Origin of the sequence: Bacillus sp. TH13 (assembly GCF_016651175.1) — a bacterium.
Classification (GTDB): Bacteria; Bacillota; Bacilli; order Bacillales; family Bacillaceae_G; genus Bacillus_A; species Bacillus_A thuringiensis_S.
The window spans coordinates 4,141,398-4,166,000 of record NZ_JAEKEJ010000025.1; the positions used below are offsets into that span (position 1 = coordinate 4,141,398).

The window sequence follows — 24,603 nt, forward strand, 5'->3', positions numbered from 1 at the left end:
TGGAAAATCACTCAAATAAAGGAATGCGAGGATCTTTCATATGCTCACATAATAAAATATGAATTTGTCCACGATGATGATAAAAGTGTGCAACAATTTCAAGTAACCATTCAAAGCGCGAATAAGAAATACCCCAATAGGCAGTCATAACTTCTGCTAATTCTATTTGGGAGTAGGAAAGAAATATTTTAGAGAGAAGGTTGTATCCTTCAATCATCGTTTGTTGCATGTGAGCAATTGTTACGGGCGTATGTTCTATATAAAAGGTATGTAATTCTTTTTCTGAAATACCATTTAAAATGAGTAAATCAGCATGACAAATAAGAGAAAGATGTGCACACATTTCAAATAATGATCGTTTTGAGTGAATCGGTTGTATTTTTAAATCGTTTTCATTATATTCGTTAAGTATATAAATAGAAGTATCAATAGCAACTTTTAGTTGATGCAATGCAGATTGAACAAACATTGTAATTCTCCTCGTCTCCGTATATAATAGTTTCTTGAGGATATTATATCATACTCAAAATTCCGAAAATTCTAGTAGTTTGACTAGCATAATGAAAAGTATTATATTGTAAAAGGTCATATGAAACGTGAAATAGAATGGAATGCAATTATTGAGTTAGGAGTTAGACCAATGAGTTTGAAATATGGAAGAGATACAATTGTAGAAATTGACTTAAATGCTGTAAAACATAATGTAAAAGAATTTAAAAAACATGTAAATGATGAAGAAATTAAGATGATGGCTGCTGTAAAAGCGAATGGGTATGGCCATGGGGCAGTTGAAGTTGCTAAAGCTGCAATTGAAGCAGGAATAAATCAACTTGCAGTTGCGTTTGTAGATGAAGCGATAGAATTAAGAGAAGCAGGAATTACTGTGCCGATTTTAATTTTAGGATACACACCAGTAGCGGCTGTAGAAGATGTAATTCAATATGACGTTATGATGACTGTTTATAGAGTAGAAGATTTACATGGTATAAATGAAATTGCAAACCGTCTTCAAAAGAAAGTACAAATTCAAGTGAAAATTGATACAGGAATGAGTCGTATCGGTTTACAAGAAGAAGAGGTTAAACCATTTTTAGAAGAATTAAACCGTATGGAGTATGTAGAGGTAGTAGGAATATTTACGCATTACTCTACGGCAGATGAAATCGATAAATCATATACGAATATGCAAACAAGTTTATTTGAAAAAGCTGTTAATACAGCGAAAGAATTAGGAATTCAAATACCATATATTCATAGTTCAAATAGTGCGGGATCAATGGAATTAAGTAACGCATTCCAAAATATGGTACGAGTTGGGATAGGAGTGTACGGTATGTATCCATCAAAAGAAGTGGATCATTCAGTCGTTTCTTTACAGCCTGCGTTGTCGTTAAAATCAAAAGTAGCTCATATTAAACATGCGAAGAAGAATCGTGGTGTAAGTTATGGGAATACGTATGTAACAACTGGTGAAGAATGGATTGCGACTGTACCAATTGGTTATGCTGATGGTTATAATCGTCAATTATCTAATAAAGGCTATGCGTTAATTAACGGGGTTCGAGTACCTGTTATCGGCCGTGTTTGTATGGATCAGTTAATGTTGGATGTTTCAAAAGCGATGCCAGTACAAGTAGGAGACGAAGTAGTATTCTACGGTAAACAAGGCGACGAGAAAATCGCAGTAGAAGAAATAGCGGATATGTTAGGTACAATAAACTATGAAGTTACATGTATGCTAGATAGAAGAATTCCGCGTGTCTATAAAGAAAATGACGAAACAACTGCAGTTGTAAATATATTAAGAAAAAACTGAATCGTTTTGATTCAGTTTTTTTATTTTTGGCAAGTGAAAAATGCTCTATTTGTACCGTGGAATTGAATGTTCTTAAAACCTATGGATTCCAATGAAGAAATTATTTCTTCATTGGAATAACAAGCTTCTTCAAAAGAAAAGTCACTTCTTGTCCAATTATTATCTATGTCATGTTGAAATAGTATAAAGTTCATTTCTGCTTTTTTATTTTCATTATCATATGTAGAATCAATCGTACAAACATATTCTTTCTCTGAAATATGAAATGAAGCAATCCAGTTTTCAAGAAATCCTTTTTCCATATTCATATCAAATGCGAATATACCCTCGTTATGTAATACGGAGTAAACTTTCTGAAACACATTTTTTAGTTCATCTAAATTCATAATATGGTTTAAACTATCACCGGCAGAGATGACGTAGTGGAATTGCTCATTTATATTGAAATAGCGAGCGTCATCGACGATAAAGGTTGCATTTGGCGCATTTTTACGTGCGTATTCAATCATTTGAGTAGAACCATCTATACCAGTTACTACAAAATTATGATCAAGTAGTTTCCTAGTAAAATGACCAGTCCCACAGCAAAGATCTAAAATATGAGAACGTGGTTGTGCATATTGTAAAACGAGTTTTTCAAAAGCTGGATAGGAGTGTTCGGCAAAATGTCCCCAATGTTTATTATAAATAGATGCGAAAATATCATAATCAGAATAAATAAGTTTTTTAGACATAAATATTCTCCTTGCTATTCATTAAATTATAATAATCATGCTTCATCATAATTTCAAAACCGCATTGTGTATAAAGCTTCAAAGCATTGTTATTCTTTGTTTCAACTTGTAATTCAATTGTTGTAGCACCATTTGTGAAGAGCTTATGTGTCATATAGTTTAAAATAGCTTTACCGTAGCCTTTACCTTGATAGGAAGGGTGGACAGCGAATCCTGATAATATAGTAGAATGATCTTGCTCAGTAACTGTAATCGTTCCTATCATTTTTTCATCGACAAGAGCACTGTAAACTTTATGAGAAGGTGAAGTCATCATTTTTTGTAACCATGTAGCCGTATTTTCTACTGAATCACCAAAAGCTTTACTAGAAATTTCAATAAGATCAAGAAGTGATTCTGAAGTTGCAAGAGTAAGTTGTATATTATTATCTGTTGTTTTTTGAATTTCGTTTGTTTTGAACTCCATACTATATTCACTATATAAATATGGTAACTTTATATGTTTTACAAATTCATTCCCAGAAATAGAATCCCCATTAATAATAAGAAGAGCTTCATCTGTCTCTCTATTTTGTATTTCTTTCATTGCAGTTTGTAAAAGGATAGTTCCGAAACGTTGTTTTCTAAAATGAGGATGTACAAAGCCTATTAGTTCAAGCTTTGTTGGTCTTTCGAAATCGTACATATTTAAAGCGCCAATTAATTGAGTGCCGTTATAAAGAAGAAAATCGTTTATATAATCTTCATTTCGATTTTTTAAAAAGTTGATATGTAAATCTGAAGAGTAATCAAGGTTGTCTTGTTGCCCGCAAATATAAGCCAAATCCTTCATTTGCTGTATTTCACTTTCTGTTACAGAACGCTTTTTCTGAATATCCATTGTTATACTCCCTCTCATTCGTATTTAAAAATAGGATGGGTGACTTAACCATTTCTTTAATTCCACATTACCTTGCACAGATAACAGTCGGTATAAATAACGATAAGGCTGTCTATATTCTTCTAAGTGAGGAATAGACATAATTGTTTCGTAACCACTTTTAAAGGCATGTGCTTCTTTTTCGGTAAGTACATATTCTAGTCCGATAAAATCAAGCTCTCGCGGAGAAACAGCGTAAGCTTCAGTATCTACTAAACCCGTAATAGTTGTACCGTCAGATAAAAATTGAGTAGGATCCATATCAATTAAGACGAGTGTAGATTCCTTTGGTACGGACAGGGAAGAAAGTTGTGATTCAAAGGTAGGGAATGCATTTTGTATGCTTTCATCATCGGAATAAAAAATATTCACAAGCTCTTTACTCATGTTTAAAATATGTGATTGGAATTCATCTAGTGGAACTTGGAGCGTGCCTGACGGATTTCCTATGAAATCGGCTTTAAATTTATGTATTTCTGCAAGTCCTTTTCCTAGGCTGAATAAAATAGAATCTGGTTGCTCGATAAAAGATTGAACTGTGTTACCTACTAACTTTTCAACCACCACAAATTCACGGCCATTTAAAACATGTTTTTCTAATATTGTTGGGATAGGAAGATTCGTATGTTCTTGCAGCAATGTATGTACCGTTTCTAAATGATGGACGTTCCTTGGATCAATTCCAAATAGATTTTTACATCCCCACCAAAAATCATTATTTGGTTCTTCATTCATTTTAGAAGCACGAACGATAACTTCTGTATCTTCTGTTTGAACGAGAAAAACATCACTTGCATGATCTTCATAACCTGGGTGCAAGGCTTGAACGGATAGAATAGGTGAATTGAATAGTTGTTGTAACATGAAAAGACTCCTTTTTCTGTAAATTCTATAAATTCATTATATAACAGATGATGTGTTATGAGGATAAAGATAAAAAGATTCAAAGCATACTTACATTTATAGTGAAAACTCATTAAAAATATTATATTTCTCTATTTTTGTATGAATTGTCTGAAAATAATGGTGGTAATACTTGAATGTAAGACTCGTATCTTTAAATCTATGAAGAGTAAAAGTAAAATTAAGCATTCATTTATAAGATTGTGAATCATAATAATGTAGAGTATTGAAAATATTTCTCAATAATAAAATGAAGAGAAAAGCATGAAGAAGTAGAATGCATTCATTTATAATAGACTTAAATTAATTAATATGATTAATTGTTAATTTTATTATATTAACTGGATAGGAGAGAATATTATGGCAAATGTACTCGTAATAAATTTCCCTGGGGAAGGTCATATTAATCCGACTTTAGCTATTGTAAGTGAGTTAATTCAGCGAGGGGAAACAGTTGTTTCTTATTGTATTGAAGATTATAGAAAGAAGGTTGAAGCAACAGGTGCGGAATTCCGAGTGTTTGAGAATTTTCTCTCTCAAATTAATATTATGGAACGAGTAAATGAAGGTGGGAGCCCTTTGACAATGCTATCTCATATGATTGAAGCATCAGAGCGTATTGTTACTCAAATTGTAGAAGAAACCAAAGAGGAAAAATACGATTATTTAATATATGATAATCATTTTCCAGTAGGGCGTATTATAGCGAATATTTTACAATTACCAAGCGTTTCATCTTGTACAACGTTTGCTGTTAATCAGTACATTAATTTTCATGATGGGCAAGAATCGAGACAAGTAGATGAAATGAATCCATTATATCAATCTTGTTTAGCGGGAATGGAAAGATGGAATAAGCAGTATGGAATGAAATGTAATAGTATGTATGATATTATGAACCATCCTGGTGATATTACGATTGTATATACTTCAAAAGAATATCAGCCGCGTTCAGATGTATTTGATGAATCGTATAAATTTGTAGGCCCATCAATTGCTACTCGAAAAGAAGTGGGGAGTTTTCCTACTGAAGATTTAAAAAATGAAAAAGTAATTTTCATTTCTATGGGAACAGTTTTTAATGAACAACCTGCTCTGTATGAAAAGTGTTTTGAAGCGTTTAAAGATGTAGATGCGACAGTCGTATTAGTCGTTGGTAAGAAGATAAATATAAGTCAATTTGAAAATATCCCGAAAAACTTTAAGTTGTATAATTATGTCCCGCAATTAGAAGTTTTACAGCATGCTGATGTATTCGTGACACATGGTGGTATGAATAGTTCGAGTGAAGCGTTATATTACGGTGTACCATTAGTTGTAATTCCGGTAACAGGAGATCAGCCATTCGTTGCAAAACGATTGACTGAAGTAGGGGCAGGCGTAAGACTTAATCGTAACGAGTTAACTTCTGAATTGTTACGTGAGACTGTAAAGAAAGTAATGGATGATGTAACGTTTAAGGAAAATAGTCGTAAAGTGGGAGAGTCGCTTAGAAATGCTGGTGGATATCAAAGGGCAGTTGAGGAAATACTTGAATTAAAAATGAATCCGTACGTAAAGATTAAATAGATGTTAAAAACACACTTACTTTTAATTTGTAAGTGTGTTTCTAGTATTACGCGTTACATGCGTTACATAAAAATAGCGATAAAGGTGAAACTTTTGTGTATATAAATCGATACCTTTGAATTAGTAGTAAAATTACGTTAAAATAATACTAAGAAAATATATAAGTTTTGGGGGTAATGAATGAAGAAAATATTTGAATACGTATTATTAACAATTGGCTCAATTATAGTAGCAGGTTCATTAGAGCTTATTTTAGCACCTAATGGATTAGTAGATGGCGGGGTAACGGCTATTGCTATTATGGCAAATAAAGTTGCAGGATTGCCGCTTTATGGCGTTTTTTTAGGAATTAATATCCCAATTTTATTATTTACTGCAAAAGTAATGGGAAAGAAATTTTTTATCCGTACATCTTATGCGAATGTAGTTACAACACTCGGATTAATTTATTTAAAACCATTTCCTGCAATTACGACTTCTGAGTTATTAATTGTACTCTATGGTGGAGTGCTGTTCGGAATTGGTGTTGGGATTGTTGTTAAAATGGGTGGAGCAATTGACGGTTCGGAAATGTTAGCAGTTTGGATGTATAAACACTTTAATGTACCGATTAGTACATTTTTACTTGCAGTAAATGCAGTTATTTTCATCTTTGTTGCCATTTTATTTTCAATCGAACAAGCGATGTTCTCATTAGCAATTTTCTATATTGTTACGAAGATGATTGATTTTATATTAGATGGTATTAATCAAGGTAAGAGCGTTATGATTATTTCTGGGAAGAATAAAGAAATAGGCGATTTACTTATGAAAGAATTGCAACTATCTGTTACGTATCTACATGGAGAAGGTGGTTTTTTAGGGGAGCATAAGAGAATCATTTATTGCATTACAAACCGATTCATTTATCCGAAAATGAAAGATCTCGTTCTCTCTGTAGATCCAGTCGCTATAATCGAAGCTTCCTATTCAACAGAAACGACTGGTGTGAAACGTCCGGGAAGGAAAGCTAGGTCAGGTGAATAACTAGAAGAAGGCTGTCCAAAAAGTTATTTTGGAACAGCCTTCTTTTTTATTTTGTTGAATTGTTAACATGTTACAAGTTAAATCCACTGTTAAAAAGTTTCCTTGCAACTAGGAAACCAAGCGTCTTTTAATAATGTAGCCAACGTTTCAATTTTATTTTCTGGAATACTACCAAAGCCGAGTAATACGTATGATTCCTTACGTAAATCATTCACGAAATCATATGGAGAAAGTGGGTATAATTTAACGCTTTGTTTTTTAGCGGATTCAATCAGTTCATTTTCATTCATACTGTTATGGACACATAAAACAATATGAAGTCCGGACTGTTCGCCAAGAATTTGAACATTAGCCCCCATTTCTTTCATAATGGATTTTACTAACGCATGATGTTTTCTTTTATATAGTGTACGACTCCGATTAAGGTGACGTTCCCAATTCCCGCTTTGTATAAAGTTAGCAAAAGCAAGTTGTTGTATTGTAGCGACTGTTTGTTTGAAAATTCCATGCAGTTCTTGATATGTTTTTGAAAGGTGTGGTGGTAAAACAACATATCCCATTCGTAAAGAAGATAAAAAAGATTTTGAGAAAGTTCCCATATAAATAACGCGTTCATTTGAATCAAGACTTTGTAAAGAAGGAATCGGCTTACCAGCGTAGCGAAACTCTCCGTCATAGTCATCTTCAATAATGTATCCGCTGCAATCATTAGCCCACTTTAACAATTCTAATCTTCTAGATAAAGGCATAATAATCCCGAGTGGAAATTGGTGTGATGGTGTAACGTATGCGACATTGGAATTTGTATTGTATAAACTAGAAATATCAATACCTTTTTCATCCAAAGGTATGGGATGAATTTGTCTATCACAGCTTTTAATGATTGCGTGTATACGGTGAAATCCAGGGTTTTCAATGCCGTATTCTTTTGTAGGGCCAAGCAGTTGAAGTAGTAGCCAGAGAAGTGGCTGCGTTCCGGCGCCAATCGCAATTTGATCAGGTGAAGAATGGACACCGCGAGAATGATATAAATATGTTGATATATGCTCTCGAAGAGCGAATTCACCTTGAGGGTCTTCTTTGGCAAATAGTGCATTTTCGTATGTAAGTATGGATTCTTGTAATGCTCGTTTCCAATTTGTAATCGGAAATGCATTTTGATCAATAAGTCCTTGGCTACAATCATATTCAAATTTTTCGTCTATCAAATTGCTCGTCTTCTTTGCTGCATTTCGCTTTTTATTTGGGATAACGTCAATATCGAAATTTGCTACAAAAATACCACGTTTCGGTTTACTTTCTACATAACCTTCAGCTAATAATTGTTGATAAGTTGATTCAACAGTAATGCGGCTAATATTAAGTTGTGATGCTAAATTTCTGTGTGAGGGTAGACGTGTGCCGACAGAAATAGTCCCTTGTATAATTTCAGCTTTTATATATTCGTAAATTTGCAAGTAAATAGGTGTGTTACTTTGTAATTGCAATGGGATAGTAAAATCCATATAAAACTCTCCTTTAAAACTGGCCTTATAAAAAACACTTAAACTGCCACTTAAGTAAAGGGCAGTTACTTTCTATAATAATGATATAAGATTTAGAAAATTATTTAAATAGTTAAGGGAGAGTTAAAAATGAATGTTAAAGAAGTAGTAACAGAAGAGCAATTACATGAAGTATTACCTGTTTTACAGCAATTAAGAACGAAACTTTCAAAAGAGGAAACAAGCTCTTTATTTCGAAATATGAAAGAAGAAAATTATAAACTATTTTCGCTGCGTAATGAGAATGGTGAAGTTGTTAGCCTTGCAGGTGTAGCGATTTGTACGAACTTTTATAATAAGAAACACGTTTTCGTATATGACCTTGTAACAGCAGAAGCACATCGTTCAAAAGGACATGGGAAAGTATTACTTTCGTATATAGAGAACTGGGGAAAGGAAAACGAATGTGAGTCTATCGTCCTCACGTCAGCATTTTCAAGAATTGATGCTCATCGTTTTTATGAAAGAGAAGGGTATGATAAGGTGAGTTATTCTTTTCATAAAGAATTATAAAAAATAAGAAGAAGTTGTCCCGCAAAAGTTGGGAACAGCTCCTTCTTATTTTTTAAGTTATTATTAAACCGTAAATAGGTTGTAAGTTATGGTATATGTATTTGAAAAGGTTATATAGTGTATTTTGTCGAATTGTTTTAATTTAATAAAGAGAATGATTGGAGCGCTTATACTTGAAAAAAATAAAAAAACTATCAATCCCTAATGATGCTAGAGTTATTGTCATATCTGATATTCATGGAGAATTAAATCTTTTAAAAGAAGCACTACATAAAGTTAACTTTAAAGATGAAGATTATTTAATTATTAATGGAGATCTTTGCGAGAAAGGACGAGATAGCGTAGGCGTAGTAAACTACGTTATGAATCTTGTAAAGAACAATTCAAAGGTTCACGTTGTTGAAGGGAATTGTGAAGTTTTAGTTGATGCTCTTCTAAATGAAAATCCTGGTCTTATTAATTATTTATGTACGAGGAAGCATTCAATTTTTAATGAATGGCTAGAGCAATTGGGTTTTTCAGTTCATGAGGGCACTTCAATTCGTGAAGTGAAAGAAGCATTGTTAAGTGAATTTTCACAAGAACTATATTGGCTAACAGAGTTGCCAACAGCGATTGAAACAGAAGATTATATTTTTGTGCATGCCGGTCTAGAAGATAGAGTAGATTGGAAAGAAACTGAGCGCAAAAATGCGATAGCAATGCCGGAGTTTTTCAATCAATCACATAAAGCAAATAAGTATGTAATAGTCGGTCATTGGCCTGTCGTGAACTATTCTGAAGAAGCACCGTCTAATAATCCAGTTATTGATAAGGAGAAAAAAATTATTGCAATTGATGGAGGAAATGCAATTAAAGAAGCAGGGCAATTAAACGTATTTATTATTCAGAGGAAACAAACGGGCGATACGTTTTCTTATACATATGTAGACTATTTTCCAGAGTACGAAGTAATAGCGGATTTTAATGCGAATTCAGAAATGCAGGGCGGAGTGACATATCCGTATTATTACATAGAGCCTATCGAGAAGATGCAAGATTACACCGTATGTAAACAAAAGGAAACGAATAATGTGCTCACTGTAAAAAATGAATATATGAAACAACTTAAGTCAGGTGAATATACAGTGAAAACCGATATTTCTTGTGCGCAAATAAGCGTTAGGAAGGGAGATATCGTTTCTCTCATTGATGATAGCTGTTCAGGATATGATTTAATTAAAAAAGATGGCGTAGAGGGTTGGATAGAGAAAGGGATTTTAGTTGAGATAGAAAAAGTGAAAAATAAAACATTAAGCTGAAATAGGAGGGATATAACCTCCTATTTTTTTAAAGGAGTAGATTGCTTGCTGTCTTTAATAAGTAAATAAATCGTACTCGGCAGAATGATAAGCGTCATTCCTAAAAGAATTGCTAGTATGCCATAACCTCTATAGGGAGCAGAAACGATAAAAGGAAGTATCGCTAAAAAAATACCTGCTATCATCATTGAAATACTACTAATATTTGAAGCTCTTTTTTCAAGGTGCTTATCATTCCATTCTAATGAAACGGTTGATTTAGTCGTATCAATTTTGGAACTGAAATAACCTATTAATATAAATAAAAGCCCTAATGCTAAAAATATGAAATGATCAAGAGGAAGTGAAAAGCCAAGAGCGATGAGGGCGATGACAATATCGACAAAAAATAAGAATAGTAACATTGTGTTGCCGATCCAATGGAGAAATTTTTGGTTACTCGCTGCTTTAGATAAAGCTAAAAATACAAAGAATAAGAAGGAACATATAATTATATTTACGATTACAAAAGTGCTTTTATCCATTGTTGATGTAGGCGTTCCATTAAAGTCCCATTTCGTAACAATACTTAATGGTAAGAAGAAATAGAGAATAATATTTGTCGTAACAATAGTAAGAAATAAAGCAATACTAAATCGATTCTTCACTGAATCACCAGCTTTCTAAATCAATAATTGGTATCTAATAACAAAATTATACAATATAATAAATGATATTAGTTTTGATTTTTCTGAAAAAATATTATAATTATATATGAAATAAAGAGGAATGCAGGAGGGAATTATGCAAAACGTTGTATTAATGGGGAAGAAAGTAACAATTCGTACAATTGAAGAATCAGATATAAAAACATTATGGAATCTCGTGTTTAAAGAAGAAAATCCAGAATGGAAAAAATGGGATGCACCGTATTTTCCGTTTTCAATGCAAGAATACTCATCCTATAAGGAAAAGATGCAAACTTGTTTAAAAGAAGAACCGCTATCCAATTTAATTATAGAAAATAACGGTCAAATCATTGGGACAGTTGGGTTTTATTGGGAATACAAACCGACGCGTTGGTTAGAGATGGGGCTTGTGATTTATGACCCAACATACTGGAATGGTGGATACGGTACAGAAACATTGACATTATATAGAGATTTGCTATTTGAAAAAATGGAGATTGGTAGAGTAGGAATCACGACTTGGTCTGGTAATGAACGAATGATGAAAGTAGCGGAGAAAATAGGAATGAGCTTAGAAGGTAGAATGCGAAAGTGTCGTTATTATAACGGAACATACTATGATTCTATTCGAATGGGCATGATTCGTGAAGAATGGGAAGCGCTATGTGTAACGAAGGGGTGAGAAAGATTGTACGCTATTATTGCTACATTTGATCGTGTGTTTACTAATAAAATTACAGAACTGCAAAATGAATTAACAAATGTAATTGGAACAAATCAACTAGCTGGAGTAGAACCTCATATTACGTTAGCTGATTATAATGAGTTAGATGTTCATTTGTATACTGAGAAACTAGGGGAGTTTGTAGCTATTCAAGAAAATATGGATGCAGTAACTTTTCCTTCTGTTGGAATTTTTCCTACTAATGGAACGGTCTTTCTAGCGCCGACTGTTACCAATGAATTGTTAAAACTTCATTATTCTTATCATGATTATTTTAAAACTTTTCATGACAACCCAAATTCATATTACGTACCGGGAAAATGGGTACCGCATTGTACAATTGCAAATAGATTACATACAAAGCAGTTTTTAAGTGTGATGGAATATATTTATGAGAAATTTGATTTTGTAACAGCTTCAATTGAGAAATTAAAATTAATTAAGGTGAATTATGAAAATGGTTCTGCCATTTCTTCTAGTATATTAGCAGAATATAATTTAAAGAGAATGGAGACATCGAGATGACATATATAATTAGAGAAATGAAGCAAGAAGATATTCATGCTGTACAATCAGTAGCAAAAATAGCTTGGCATGATACATATGAAGGCATTATTCCAAGAGAAATTCAAGACAGTTTTTTAGACGAGGCATATTCTGATGAAAAAATGAAATATCGTCTTAAAAATACGCATTTATTCGTTGCGGAAGAAGAAGGAGAAGTAATAGGGTTTGCGAACTTTTCACCTGTTAGACTACAAAATGAAGCGGAATTAGGTGCGATTTATTTGTTACCAGATCAGCAAGGAAAAGGGATCGGAAGTGCTTTATTACAAAAAGGAATTAAAGCATTAAATGGGATACGGAAATTGTACATACATGTAGAAGCAGCAAATGAAAAAGGAAAACGCTTTTATGAAGCGAAAGGTTTTGCTGAATTAGAGCAATTTGAAGAAGACTTTGAAGGACATATGATGCAGACAGTAAGGATGGTTTTATACGTATAAGGAGAACTAGTAATGAAAATTTTTGATTTTAGTGAAAAAGTAGGAAAGCACCTATCAGTATTTCAATCTAATTTCATCATGTCGAAAATATTAAACCATCGAGGAAATATACATATCGGTGCTATGCATTTACACGAGAATGGAATCATCGGTAATCATGAAGCAGTTGTATCTCAACTGCTTCTTATTGTGGAAGGAGCTGGATATGTATGTGGGGTAAATAAAGAAAAGATAAAGATAGAGGCGGGACAAGCTGTGTTTTGGGAAAAGGGAGAGCTCCATGAAACAAGTACAGAACACGGATTAACAGCAATTGTTATGGAAGCGGAGAATCTTGAACAAGCGATAGTAATGCCTATTATTCAAGGGGAGTTGTGAAAAATGATTGTTAAGGCGAATCAAGAAGATACCAATGAAATATTAAAATATTCGGCTCAATCGCTTTTTGAAGGGACGAGAGGGAATTGTCAATTAAGTACCGAGAAAGCAATTGAGATTACAAAGCCGATTGTAGAAAAAGGAGCATACTATTTAATCGTTAAAGAAAAAAATAAAGTAATGGGATGGATATTAATAGGGGAAAATACAGACTATTTTTCTCGTGAAAAACTTGGATTTATATATGAATTGTACGTTTTCCCAGAATATCGCGGGAGAGGATTATCGCGAGAACTGATGGAAGCTGGTATTAAGGAATTAAAGGAGAAGTATTCAGAAATTCGGTTGAATGTATTTGCTGGGAATTTTGCAAAAGAGATGTACGAAGAGTTTGGGTTTGTTGAAAGGCAGGTAATTATGACTTTGAAGTGAGTAGAATAGTCTGAATGAGAGAAGAGAAAATAATGATTTAGTGGCTACTTTATCGCTGGAATTTAAAGCGAATAAGTATAAAATAGATGGTTTGCCTTTATTTTATAGTAGATTTATAGAGTGTGCTTAAAAAACAAATAAATTAGTATTATACAATATATCGTTATTATAGTAAAAGAGAAATTTTGGAAAAATATCATTTTTTTGTTTAGAAATTTTTAAATTATTGATATAATCAATTTGTAGAATTGATTATTGGTTAATTTTACTATTTTTTAATTTTAAGGGGGATTTAATAATGGCAGGACAAATTCGTATGTCACCAGAGGAGCTTAAATCGAAAGCGACTCGATATGGACAAGGTGCAAATCAAATTGAGGACATTTTACGTCAACTACAAAACTTACAAAATGAATTAAGAGGAGAATGGGAAGGTCGTGCTTTCGAAGGTTTTGACCAACAGTTCAATCAACTAAAGCCAAAAGTACAAAACTTCGCACAGTTATTACAAGAAATTAATATGCAGCTTAATAAAACTGCAGAAGCTGTTGCTAGACATGACGAAGATCTTTCTCGTAATTTCGGTCTACAATAAGACAGATAAAAAGAAATATATAATTTAGCCATGCAACCATACGTTGTATGGCTAAATTACTTTAAAACTAGAGTAAGATACGAAGTCTTTCATTAGATAGACTTGCAGTCGCAGGAGTGATAAGTAGTGAAAAAGTTCAAATGGAGCATCTTGTTGTTTATTATTTTAGCTCTTGTACTATCGACAGGGGTCTCCTATTTAGCATTAAATCAAAATGTTAAGAAAGCTAATGAGAATACTACACCAAAAATGACAGTTGCGTTGGTAAATGAAGATCAGGGCACTGTATTTGAGGGCAATAAAATAGCGTTTGGAGATCAATTTGTTAAAAATGTAAATAAAAATACGAAACAAGAATGGTACGTAGTTAGTCGCGGGGTAGCGGAAAATGGATTGAAAAATAATAATTACAATATGATGATTGTTATTCCAAATGATTTTTCTAGGAAGGCAGTTGCGATTGATTCAGAGATTCCGGAGAAATTAACGTTAAACTACAAAGTAAATGCAACTGGGAATAAGGATTTGAAAGCTGAGGCAGAAAATACAGCTTCTGTTATTTTAGAAGATTTCAATAAGCAAATAATCGACGTTTATTTTGCGAGTATTATCGGTAAGCTACAAGGTGCACAAGATAATATAGGTAAAATAATTGAAAAAGGAAACGTTCAAACAACTATGTATAAAAAAGATATACATAGTCCGTTAGCAAATTACACAAATCAATTTAAAACAGTACAAGATTATACAGGTGTTTCTGTTAATAGTTTCAAAGGATTTCAGGATGTTTTAAAAGGTTTCGGTCAAGCGTTAGATGAGGGGAATAAATCTAACAATACGTACTTAGATGGTTTTAATAACTTTCAAAAAATGCAAACTGATAATAATTTGTTAGCGAATAATTTCACAAATCAATTTAATCAATATATGAATGATATGAATACAGGCGATGCTTTAAAGCAATTAAGTGCATTGGAATCCGCTAATAAAATTATTTCAAATCAATTTACGTTTTCAGAGAAAGAACCCAATATTTTAACTGATGCTTCAGCAATTCAAAAATATTTAACAGATGTAAAAAAACAAGTGTCTGAATATGATACAGAACTTGCTGGAAAGTTAGAAAGTGATATTCAAGAGACGGTAATTAAGAAGTTAAAGCAATCTATGTCGAATGATGGAAAGCAAGAAATCTTTATAAATACATTAATGAAACAACCAGATGTTCGAATAAAGAAACAAATAGAGAATTTAATTGCGAAATTACCTAGTTTAAACATGGAAGAAATCGGTCAAAGTGATTTACCAGATACAACGAAATTACAACTGCAAAATGTAATTCAATTTACAAAAAAATATAATAAAGAAAATGATTTTTATTATGATCCTGTAAATAAAGTATCTTTAGGAAACGCTATTAAAGAAGTAAAGGATAGACTTTATACAGAGGGAATTACATTTAGTGATACTGCTAAAGTAATTAAAATGGAATCTCCGCAAATTTTGAAGATAAAGATTCCAGAAGAATTTAAACTAGATGGAAGTACAGAAGCTTTATATATTGATGATGTGGATCGTACAAGTGACTTTCTTCAAAGCGAAGCAGGAGAAATTACAATAGCTCCTCGTAATGAAGGGGATATAAAGATTAGCTTGCATGTGAAGTTAAAAGATTCAAACATCAATATAGATGTTTTCTCTCCTGTAATGTGGCAGTGGGAATTGAGTGGGACTCATAAAAAAGAAACTAGTCCTGAAAAAGAAAAACCTAACAAAGAAGATAAAGGAACACAAACGGAAAATAGCAAGGTGGAAAATGTGGTTCATAAATCACAGTATGGCATAATGCCGTTAGTACACAGTGCTAAAAACCCTATTATAAAAAAAATGGAAAACACAACAGGGAAAGATAACGGAACCGGAGGAAGCCCAGGAGGCGGAACGGGAGCAGACAACGGAACTGGAGGAAACCCAGGAGGCGGAACGGGAACAGACAACGGAACCGGAGGAAACCCAGGAGGCGGAACGGGAACAGATAACGGAACCGGAGGAAACCCAGGAGGCGGAACGGGAACAGACAACGGAACCGGAGGAAACCCAGGAGGCGGAACGGGAACAGACAACGGAACCGGAGGAAACCCAGGAGGCGGAACGGGAACAGATAACGGAACCGGAGGAAACCCAGGAGGCGGAACGGGAACAGACAACGGAACCGGAGGAAACCCAGGAGGCGGAACGGGAACAGACAACGGAACCGGAGGAAACCCAGGAGGCGAAACAGGAACAGATAACGGAACCGGAGGAAACCCAGGAGGCGGAACGGGAACAGACAACGGAACCGGAGGAAACCCAGGAGGCGGAACGGGAACAGATAACGGAACCGGAGGAAATCCAGGAGGCGAAACAGGAACAGATAACGGTAAAGTTATTGAAAGTACAACGAATCAAGTTGTACATCAAAAAGCAGAAGTATTAACAAAAAATATATCTAGTGTATTAATAAAAGAAGCAGTAGATACAGTCGAAAGTTATCAAGGTTTAATGAGCCTTTACGAAATGTATTATGGGATTGATTTAAGAACGAAAGATGTAGGTCCTAAGTTAGAAGAGGGAAGTTTAGATGCAATTGCGACGGATCAATCTTTGTACTACGTATTAAATAAACAAAGCTTAATTGATTTAATTTCAAATCTTGTGTCATCTAGTATTACGACAGAAGTTAAGCAAGATATGACAGGGTTAAAACAAAAAATAGACTCTTATCAACAATTCATTACTAGTGCGGATCAAAATTCAATACTACTAGCAGAGAAATTAAATGGAACGACGCAACAAGCAACTAGTATGAATGAAAATTTAGGTGAGTATGTAAAAGGTTTAGCGAAATGGCGTGAGAATAGCTTAAAGCTAGTTGAAGAGCAGCAAGTAGTAACAACAAATCATGCTGGTGAGCAAACAGCTGTTTTATCGTTAGATTCTGGTATTAAATCATTAATGATGCAAAGTCAGTCATTGGTCGAAAGTTCGAAGCATAGTTTAGCAACTTCAGACGATGTATATAAAACATTTGATCAAATCAATGGACAAGCAAAAGAAATTCAAGACAGCGGAACGACAATTGTTTCAAAAGCTGATTTATTATTAAATGACTTTACGAAGAAAATGGAAGATGATAAATCATTCTCCAAAAACTTTACGAAAATTTTAGCGAATAGCCGTATTGGAGATCGTCAAAATGAGATGTTATATGACTTTTTAGCTAGTCCAGTTCAAAAGCAAAATGATGGAGTAATTGTAGCAGGAAATGCTTTTACACCATACTTAATTGTATTAACTTGTTTCATTGTTGCATTATTTACAGCATACGCAATTGCGAATCAAGAAAAGAAACGAATGCAATCAGATCATTTTGAAGAGAAATTCTCATTAATTGATATGAATGTACCAACTACAGTAGTAGCTTTCGGTATATCAATTGTGGAAGGGATTAGTATAGGTATCATTTCTGGGCGTCTTTTAAAGTTCGGTCAGGATCAAAGTTTACTATGGATTGCGTTCATCACATTTATTATGATGGCGTTTGTATTAGTCTCAACCTACTTATTACGACAAATAAAAATGGTAGGAATGTTTATACTATTAGTATTTTTAAGCATGTACCTATTTTTAACTGAGGCAGTTGGAAGTAAAGTAGATCAAATGTCGTCTGTCGGAAAGATACGTCAATTCTCACCGCTTCAGTATATAGAAAGTTTTCTAAATGATTTTATTAGTGGTAAAGATACTGGGAAAGTTATTTTTGTCGTATTGTTTGTAATTGCCATTATTGGATTGGTTAGTAATCTATTTGTATGGCATAAGAAATGGGAGGAAAAAGAAGTAAATGATCAAACAATGGAGCATAGTGGCTAAGTTATCATTTCTCTCTATCCTTTTACTGTTTGTCGCGCTACCGATCAGGAGCGCGGCTGACAGTTATCTTGGTGATGATGGGAAGATTAAGTTTAAAGTGGATCGACTTGAAGAAAGCGACCAAGAAAAAAATAAAAAGGAACATAAGGAAACAGAATTAGATAAAGCATCAATTGAGTTATTTAACCAAGATATAGAAGAAGAAATTGAGAAAAAGAAAAAGAAAGAACAAAAAGATATGGAAGCTCTGCGAGATTCTCTTTTTATAAAACAAAAAGAGAATAATAGTGTTAAAGATACGAAAAATAGTTTGTTTAGCAGTGAATACATTGTCAGAAAAAGTGCAGATGAAGTAGCGAGTAATGAAACAATGAATGAAGAGCCAATTAGTATAACAATAATATTATTATTTGGCGGCGGCATTCTACTTATTTGCATCGGTATTTATACGGTTCTTCGTAAAAGTTGGAGGTAAAGCGATGGCAATACAAACACATATTAATGTCACAGTAGATTTTAATAAATGGAATGGAAATACATACGATTTGCGTATTCCGAATCACCAATCTATTAAATATTTATTGGAAAACTTATTAGATACGCTAAAGATTGATAATCATGAAGGTTCACATTTTGTAATTAAAGTGAAAAATAAGTCAATTGTTTTAACAGATAATGATCGTTTAATTGATCACCAAATAACAGATGGAGATATTTTGCAAGTTTTATAAAGAATATTTTTTACTTTTAGTTATTTGAAAATAAGTTATTACGGGTTATAAAGAAAAGGAGAAGAGGATAAACATGACGGAAAAAATAATTCAAATTGATGCAATGAACTATCAATTTCAAATAGAAAAAGAAAATTGGAAATTGGAGATGACCAAATCTCAAACACGTATAAAAGACTTCCGTCAATTCGATATAATTACGGGCGAATCATCTGAATTTGTACCATTAACAATAGAAGAAACGGATGATATGTTTACGTTTCTATATCAAGTAGATAAAAAATTATATAAGTGGGACGATCTTAGCCGTTTTGGAAGAAATGAGAAATTAAGACTACTTCGGAATGTTGCGCAGTTTCGTAAATATTTAAATAAACGAATCACGTTCTTTTTACATCCAGACAATATAGTTTTTAATGCTAATTTAATACCAAGTATTATACATAGAGGAATTCGAGATATTGTTCCACCAACCCCGTTATTAGAAGAGCAATTTTTAACACAATATAAGTGTCTAATTATTGCTTTATTCTCCCAAAAACATAACTTTGATGATTTGTATGCTGGGTTACTAAAAGATGCAAAAGAAACAACATTTGAACAGACCGTTGCTCAAATGGAAAGCTTAGATGCATTACTGCAGTTTCTTGATGACAGCTTTGAGAAGGAACAAACAAAAACAGAAAAAATATGCAGTTAGTACCTAAAAAAAGCTATAAATCATTTAAATACTTAGCTTTTTCCTTCATAGCGGCGACAGTTATTTTAGCTGCTCCTTTAATATATTTCACTTTTATAAAATTTCCTTATCAAAATAAATTATTAGAAGCAAATGCAAGTTTCATAGCAACTGATTATGACAAAGTCATTACGCAATTGAATGAAGAGGAGTTTGAATCATTACCGATTGCATCTAAATATGAGTTAGCATTTGCATACATTACAGCTGAAAAACTAGGTGAAGCTCAAAAGAAATCGATTATGAAAAACATTAGTTTGAAAAGTGATGAAAAGTATTTGCTGTATTGGATGTATAACGGAAAAGGTAATTTTGATAAATCATTAGATTTAGCTAAGACACTTGATGATCCTCAGCTTATTATGTACGGCCTTGTTAAACAAATTGAATCACTGAAAAATAATCCGGATTTATCAGGGGAAGAACGTGATCAAAAGTTAAAAACATATGAGCAACAATTAGATGAATATAAAAAGAAATATGGCAATTCATCAAGCGATAAAAATTTGTCGGACACAGAGAAAAAAGAGTAAGCACTTGATGAGACAGTTGAAAAGGAGCAGTGAACACGGATGGAGCAACTATTAGTATTGACTTATGGAGACAAAATATATAAGTGCACATTACATCCAAATGAGCAATCAATAGTGTCGATTGGAAAAGAGTGGACAAATGATATTACGAATCCAAGTTTAGAACAAGAAGTAGAGTTAAAGTGGAATAATGAAGTAAATGCTTGGATGGTACAGGATCAATTAATAGAATTTAATAAGGAAATTGAGATTGGGAAAACAAGAGATGTGAGCTTGAAAATCTTTATATCTATTGTTGGCACAACTAAAGTGTTTGATATCGGAACGAAACATTCTCTTACAGTGAGTCAAAACGATTACGATGATATTTCTATTACCGGGACTAGTGTAGATTTAATGCTATCTCGCGAAACGTTGTACGATTCTTTTAAAGTGAACGTGTATGGCGGGGATGTATTTCATAATTATACGAAGTTAAAAGATAGCGTTATGTTGGAATCAGGAGACGTATTATATTTTGATGGTATTTTATTGGAGATTGGTAGTGAAGACATTCAAGTACTTTCTTCAGAAGATAAAGTGAAATCTGCGTTACCTATTTTAGTAGAATCAGAAACAAATTATCAAAGTGGTTATCCAGACTATCATCGTTCACCGCGTATTATTTATCGTGAACCAGAAGAGAAAATGACAATTGCAAAGCCTTCAAGTATGCCATCAAAACCAACGGAGCATTTAGCAAGAATCATTGCACCTTCACTTGTCATGATTGTCGTAACTGTATTACTTGCTATTTTCATGAAATATGGAATGTTTATTATTGCATCGATTGCGATGACATTAGTAACAATCATTGTTTCTGTCACATCGTATATTAAAAATTTGAAGCAATATAAAGTCGACATTGTTGAACGAGATAAAAGCTATAGAGAGTATATAAAACAAAAAACGAAAGATTTACATGCAGAAAGTGAAAAACAGCGTCACGCATTACATTATCACAATCCAAATGTAGAAGTAATACGTAATATGGCAGTTCAAGTAAATCCTAGAATTTATGAAAAAACAATGTTACATCATGATTTCTTAACATTTAGCGTTGGAACAGGACAAGCTAATACGAGTTTTGAAATTCAATTTAATGAAGAAGAATTTAGTCAAACGAAAGATGAATTAATCGATATAGCACGTGAACTAAGACAGCGTTATCTATCATTGGAAGATGTACCAGTTGTAACAGATTTAATGAATGGACCAGTCGGTTATATTGGCCAACGCTCTTTAGTGTTAGAGCAATTACAATTATTAGTTGCACAAACGGCTTTATTCCATAGTTATTATGACTTGCAGTTTATTACTATTTTTCCGGAAGAAGAAAAAGAAAAATGGGATTGGATGCGCTGGTTACCTCATGGAAGTGTTCGTGATATAAATGTACGTGGATTTGTATACCATGATCGTAGCCGTGATCAAGTGTTAAATAGTTTGTATCAAATATTGAAAGAACGAAAATTAAAACTAGATGAAAAAAGTTCTACTAATGAAAAAATGTACTTTGCACCGCACTATGTCGTTCTCATTACAGATGAAAAACTAATATTAGACCATGTTGTTATGGAATTCTTTAATGATGATCCGAGTCAATTAGGTGTATCACTTGTATTTGTACAAGATGTTATGCAAAGTTTACCGGAGCATGTGAAAACGGTAATAGATATAAGAGATGCAAAACAAGGGAACATCATCTTAGAGCAAGGAGAGCTTGTTAACCGTCAATTTAAACTAAATCACGTACCGAAAGGGTTCAATTTAGAAGATATTTCACGGGCATTAGCACCATTAAATCATTTGCAAAACTTAAAAAATAGTATTCCAGAAAGCGTAACATTTTTAGAAATGTACGGCGTTGAAAAAGTAAAAGAACTGAATATCACAAGTCGTTGGGAGAAAAATGCAGCGCATAAATCTTTAGCTGTACCACTTGGATTACGTGGTAAAGAAGATATCGTAAACTTAAACTTACACGAAAAAGCACACGGACCACACGGATTAATAGCAGGTACAACCGGTTCAGGTAAATCGGAAATTATACAATCGTATATTTTATCTCTAGCAGTCAATTTCCACCCGTACGAAGTAGCCTTTTTACTAATTGACTATAAAGGCGGCGGAATGGCGAATTTATTCAAAAACTTACCGCATTTATTAGGAACAATTACGAACTTAGATGGAGCACAAAGTATGAGAGCGCTCGCATCAATTAAAGCTGAATTGCAAAAAAGACAACGCTTATTTGGGGAAAATGATGTAAACCATATTAATCAGTATCAAAAACTGTATAAAGAAGGCTTAGTAAGTGAGCCGATGCCACACCTATTTTTAATTAGTGATGAATTCGCGGAACTGAAGTCAGAACAACCAGAATTTATGAAAGAGTTAGTTTCAACAGCGCGTATCGGTCGTTCACTCGGGATCCATTTAATATTAGCTACGCAAAAACCGAGTGGTGTTGTAGATGATCAAATTTGGAGTAACTCGAAATTCAAACTAGCACTAAAAGTTCAAAATACGTCAGATAGTAATGAAATCTTAAAAACGCCAGATGCTGCTGAAATTACATTACCAGGACGTGCTTACTTACAAGTTGGGAATAATGAAATTTATGAACTATTCCAATCAGCTTGGAGCGGAGCAGACTATGTAGAAAACAAAGAGGATAAAGAACATTTAGACGCAACAATCTATGCAATAAATGATCTAGGACAATATGAAATATTAAGTGAAGATTTAAGTGGACTTGGTAGCAGTAAAGAAGTAATAAGCGTACCATCTGAACTGGATGCTGTTATTGACTACATTCACGATTACGCAGAAATAAATGAAATTGAAGCGTTAGCTAGACCGTGGTTACCACCACTTCCAGAAAGCGTATATTTACAAGACTTACACGCTATTCAGTTCAAAGAAGCATGGACGAAAGAAAAGAAACCATTACAAGCAACAGTTGGTCTACTAGATCAGCCTGAATTACAATCACAAACACCATTAACACTAGATATTAGTAAAGACGGACACGTAGCAGTCTTCTCAAGTCCAGGCTACGGAAAATCAACATTCTTACAATCAGTCATTATGGATGTAGCTCGCCAGCATAGTCCGGAGCATTTGCATGTGTATTTATTAGACTTCGGAACAAATGGCTTAATGCCATTAAAATCTTTACCGCATGTGGCAGACATCATTACATTAGACCAAGTTGAAAAATGCGAGAAATTTCTTCGTCGCATAGAAGACCTATTAAAAGAGAGAAAGCAATTGCTAAGTAAATATGGTGTTGCGAGTCTTGAAATGTATGAGAGAGCTAGTAAAGAAGTATTACCAACAATATTAATTACGTTAGATAACTATGATGCTGTTAGAGAAGCTGGATTTGTCGAAGACTTTGAACGCATTATTGCACAAATTGTACGTGAAGGGGCAGCAGTAGGAATTCATTTAATGCTTACGGCTACACGTCAAAATGCATTGAGAGTACAAGTAAATACAAATATTAAACTACAAATTGCTCTATATATGATAGATGAGGCAGAATCTAGAGCTATTGTAGGAAGAACAGAGTTAAAAATTGAAGAATTAGCAGGCCGTGGTTTAGTTAAAATTGACGAACCAACAATCTTCCAAACAGCTTTACCGACAAATGGAGAAGATGTCCTTACTCGAATTGAAAATATACAAGCTGAAGGAAAAGAGATGGATTCCTTCTGGGATGGAGAAAGACCGAAAGCAATTCCTATGGTACCTGAAGTTCTGGAATACAAGGAATTCATTGCATGGCCAGAAACAAGAAAAATTATTGAAGCAGGCAAACTAACATTTGGTGTAGAGACAGAAAACGTTACGCCTCTCGAATTAGATTTAACGGAAGCGTCTAATATTGTTGTAGGGGGAATTAAGAAAGATGAAGTTGAAAATGTAGTTCATCAATTCCTTCAACAGTTAGCAGACAGTGGACACTTTGACCTAGGTTTAATTGATACAAGAACACGAAATTTCTCAAACTATAGAGAGAGCGCTGCTTTATATGTAGCTGAAAAAACAGGAATTGAGAAAACGATTAAACAAGTTACAAACGCTTATAAATCGAGAGAAGCGGCGTTTAAAGAGGAGCAGGAAGCATCAAGTGAAACAGTGAACCCGGCAGAATTTATTAAGAAATTTAAGCCGATTGTAATCGTAATTGCAGATGTAAATGATATTTTAAGTAATTTAGAAGATAGCGATATATATAGTTTAGCGGAATTAATAACAAATGGTGCATTTATGGGCATCCACTTCGTAATTGGCTGTGATGTTGATTCAATTGACAGTCGATACGACTTAGTTTCAAAAACAATAAAAACGCAATCTCATGTTATTTTACTTAGAAAATCATCAGGCCAAATGGTCTTCGATGTATCTAATAAAGATTTAAGTAGTACAAAATTAAATCCATTTGAAGGGTATTTTGTTGAAAATCGTTTTGCTACTAGAATTAAAGTGCCAACTATTTAAGGGGGGAT

21 protein-coding genes and 1 pseudogene are annotated in these 24,603 nt (G+C 33.5%); 16 read left to right on the forward strand and 6 right to left on the reverse strand.

Going from position 1 to position 24,603, the window contains the following annotated elements:
* Nucleotides 1-7: 7 nt before the first annotated feature.
* Entirely contained in the window at nucleotides 8-469 is a 462-nt protein-coding gene (locus JFU02_RS29795; protein WP_000497999.1) for a DinB family protein, read from the reverse strand.
* A 171-nt stretch (nucleotides 470-640) separates the two neighbouring features.
* Here JFU02_RS29795 and alr point away from each other — a divergent pair, with 171 nt between their 5' ends.
* Nucleotides 641-1,816, forward strand: a complete 1,176-nt coding sequence (gene alr, locus JFU02_RS29800) for an alanine racemase (RefSeq protein ID WP_042973268.1) — start codon at nucleotides 641-643, stop codon at nucleotides 1,814-1,816.
* Between the two features lie 20 nt (nucleotides 1,817-1,836).
* Here the strand turns inward: alr and JFU02_RS29805 are convergent, their stop codons facing one another.
* Genes JFU02_RS29805 through JFU02_RS29815 form a run of 3 tightly spaced genes read right to left on the reverse strand, consistent with a single transcriptional unit; the run spans nucleotide 1,837 to nucleotide 4,333 of the window.
* Nucleotides 1,837-2,550 carry a class I SAM-dependent methyltransferase gene (locus tag JFU02_RS29805; RefSeq protein ID WP_201072029.1) on the reverse strand — a complete coding sequence of 238 codons (714 nt, stop codon included), beginning with the start codon at nucleotides 2,548-2,550 and terminating at the stop codon, nucleotides 1,837-1,839.
* Entirely contained in the window at nucleotides 2,543-3,430 is an 888-nt protein-coding gene (locus tag JFU02_RS29810; protein ID WP_000354417.1) for a GNAT family N-acetyltransferase, read from the reverse strand. The genes JFU02_RS29805 and JFU02_RS29810 overlap by 8 nt, the downstream gene beginning before the upstream one ends.
* A 24-nt stretch (nucleotides 3,431-3,454) precedes the next feature.
* The gene (locus tag JFU02_RS29815; RefSeq protein WP_201072031.1) at nucleotides 3,455-4,333 is read right to left on the reverse strand and encodes a protein kinase family protein; all 879 of its coding nucleotides are present in this window, start codon (nucleotides 4,331-4,333) and stop codon (nucleotides 3,455-3,457) included.
* Nucleotides 4,334-4,732: 399 nt separating this feature from the next.
* Between JFU02_RS29815 and JFU02_RS29820 the strand changes: the two genes are divergently transcribed.
* A complete protein-coding gene (locus JFU02_RS29820) occupies nucleotides 4,733-5,941 on the forward strand; it encodes a macrolide family glycosyltransferase (RefSeq protein WP_000024470.1) in 1,209 nt (402 codons plus the stop codon).
* Nucleotides 5,942-6,121: 180 nt separating this feature from the next.
* Nucleotides 6,122-6,967: a YitT family protein gene (locus JFU02_RS29825; RefSeq protein WP_201072032.1), complete on the forward strand. Its 846-nt coding sequence runs from the start codon at nucleotides 6,122-6,124 to the stop codon at nucleotides 6,965-6,967.
* A gap of 89 nt (nucleotides 6,968-7,056) precedes the next feature.
* On the opposite strand, the gene pdxR is transcribed toward JFU02_RS29825, so the two are convergent.
* Nucleotides 7,057-8,472 (reverse strand): MocR-like pyridoxine biosynthesis transcription factor PdxR, encoded by a 1,416-nt coding sequence (gene pdxR, locus JFU02_RS29830; protein WP_201072033.1) that lies wholly within the window; start codon nucleotides 8,470-8,472, stop codon nucleotides 7,057-7,059.
* 129 nt (nucleotides 8,473-8,601) lie between these two features.
* Here pdxR and JFU02_RS29835 point away from each other — a divergent pair, with 129 nt between their 5' ends.
* Complete coding sequence (locus tag JFU02_RS29835; RefSeq protein WP_058840366.1) at nucleotides 8,602-9,024, forward strand: GNAT family N-acetyltransferase; 423 nt, start codon at nucleotides 8,602-8,604, stop codon at nucleotides 9,022-9,024.
* Nucleotides 9,025-9,197: 173 nt separating this feature from the next.
* Nucleotides 9,198-10,325 (forward strand): metallophosphoesterase, encoded by a 1,128-nt coding sequence (locus JFU02_RS29840; RefSeq protein WP_000721385.1) that lies wholly within the window; start codon nucleotides 9,198-9,200, stop codon nucleotides 10,323-10,325.
* 20 nt (nucleotides 10,326-10,345) lie between these two features.
* Here the strand turns inward: JFU02_RS29840 and JFU02_RS29845 are convergent, their stop codons facing one another.
* The gene (locus JFU02_RS29845) at nucleotides 10,346-10,972 is read right to left on the reverse strand and encodes a DUF1648 domain-containing protein (protein ID WP_086405914.1); all 627 of its coding nucleotides are present in this window, start codon (nucleotides 10,970-10,972) and stop codon (nucleotides 10,346-10,348) included.
* A gap of 136 nt (nucleotides 10,973-11,108) precedes the next feature.
* Between JFU02_RS29845 and JFU02_RS29850 the strand changes: the two genes are divergently transcribed.
* From JFU02_RS29850 to essC, 11 genes and pseudogenes are all read left to right on the forward strand, one after another.
* Entirely contained in the window at nucleotides 11,109-11,675 is a 567-nt protein-coding gene (locus tag JFU02_RS29850; RefSeq protein WP_201072034.1) for a GNAT family N-acetyltransferase, read from the forward strand.
* 6 nt (nucleotides 11,676-11,681) lie between these two features.
* A complete protein-coding gene (locus tag JFU02_RS29855) occupies nucleotides 11,682-12,242 on the forward strand; it encodes a 2'-5' RNA ligase family protein (protein ID WP_086405912.1) in 561 nt (186 codons plus the stop codon).
* Nucleotides 12,239-12,724: a GNAT family N-acetyltransferase gene (locus JFU02_RS29860; RefSeq protein WP_000221048.1), complete on the forward strand. Its 486-nt coding sequence runs from the start codon at nucleotides 12,239-12,241 to the stop codon at nucleotides 12,722-12,724. Before JFU02_RS29855 ends, JFU02_RS29860 begins: the two co-directional genes overlap by 4 nt.
* A 12-nt stretch (nucleotides 12,725-12,736) precedes the next feature.
* Nucleotides 12,737-13,102, forward strand: coding sequence for a cupin domain-containing protein (locus tag JFU02_RS29865; protein ID WP_000688076.1), 366 nt, complete (start codon nucleotides 12,737-12,739; stop codon nucleotides 13,100-13,102).
* Between the two features lie 3 nt (nucleotides 13,103-13,105).
* On the forward strand, nucleotides 13,106-13,534 hold the full coding sequence (locus JFU02_RS29870; RefSeq protein ID WP_000635650.1) for a GNAT family N-acetyltransferase: 429 nt from the start codon (nucleotides 13,106-13,108) through the stop codon (nucleotides 13,532-13,534).
* 298 nt (nucleotides 13,535-13,832) lie between these two features.
* Nucleotides 13,833-14,129 (forward strand): WXG100 family type VII secretion target, encoded by a 297-nt coding sequence (locus tag JFU02_RS29875; protein WP_000918601.1) that lies wholly within the window; start codon nucleotides 13,833-13,835, stop codon nucleotides 14,127-14,129.
* A 126-nt stretch (nucleotides 14,130-14,255) separates the two neighbouring features.
* A complete protein-coding gene (esaA, locus tag JFU02_RS29880; RefSeq protein WP_346656161.1) occupies nucleotides 14,256-18,041 on the forward strand; it encodes a type VII secretion protein EsaA in 3,786 nt (1,261 codons plus the stop codon).
* Complete coding sequence (gene essA, locus JFU02_RS29885; protein WP_000595661.1) at nucleotides 18,013-18,516, forward strand: type VII secretion protein EssA; 504 nt, start codon at nucleotides 18,013-18,015, stop codon at nucleotides 18,514-18,516. Before esaA ends, essA begins: the two co-directional genes overlap by 29 nt.
* 4 nt (nucleotides 18,517-18,520) lie before the next feature.
* Complete coding sequence (locus JFU02_RS29890) at nucleotides 18,521-18,772, forward strand: EsaB/YukD family protein (RefSeq protein ID WP_201072036.1); 252 nt, start codon at nucleotides 18,521-18,523, stop codon at nucleotides 18,770-18,772.
* A 73-nt stretch (nucleotides 18,773-18,845) separates the two neighbouring features.
* Nucleotides 18,846-20,044: pseudogene (gene essB / locus JFU02_RS29895) on the forward strand (type VII secretion protein EssB).
* 39 nt (nucleotides 20,045-20,083) lie between these two features.
* Nucleotides 20,084-24,595 (forward strand): type VII secretion protein EssC, encoded by a 4,512-nt coding sequence (gene essC, locus JFU02_RS29900; RefSeq protein WP_097960441.1) that lies wholly within the window; start codon nucleotides 20,084-20,086, stop codon nucleotides 24,593-24,595.
* Nucleotides 24,596-24,603: the final 8 nt, after the last annotated feature.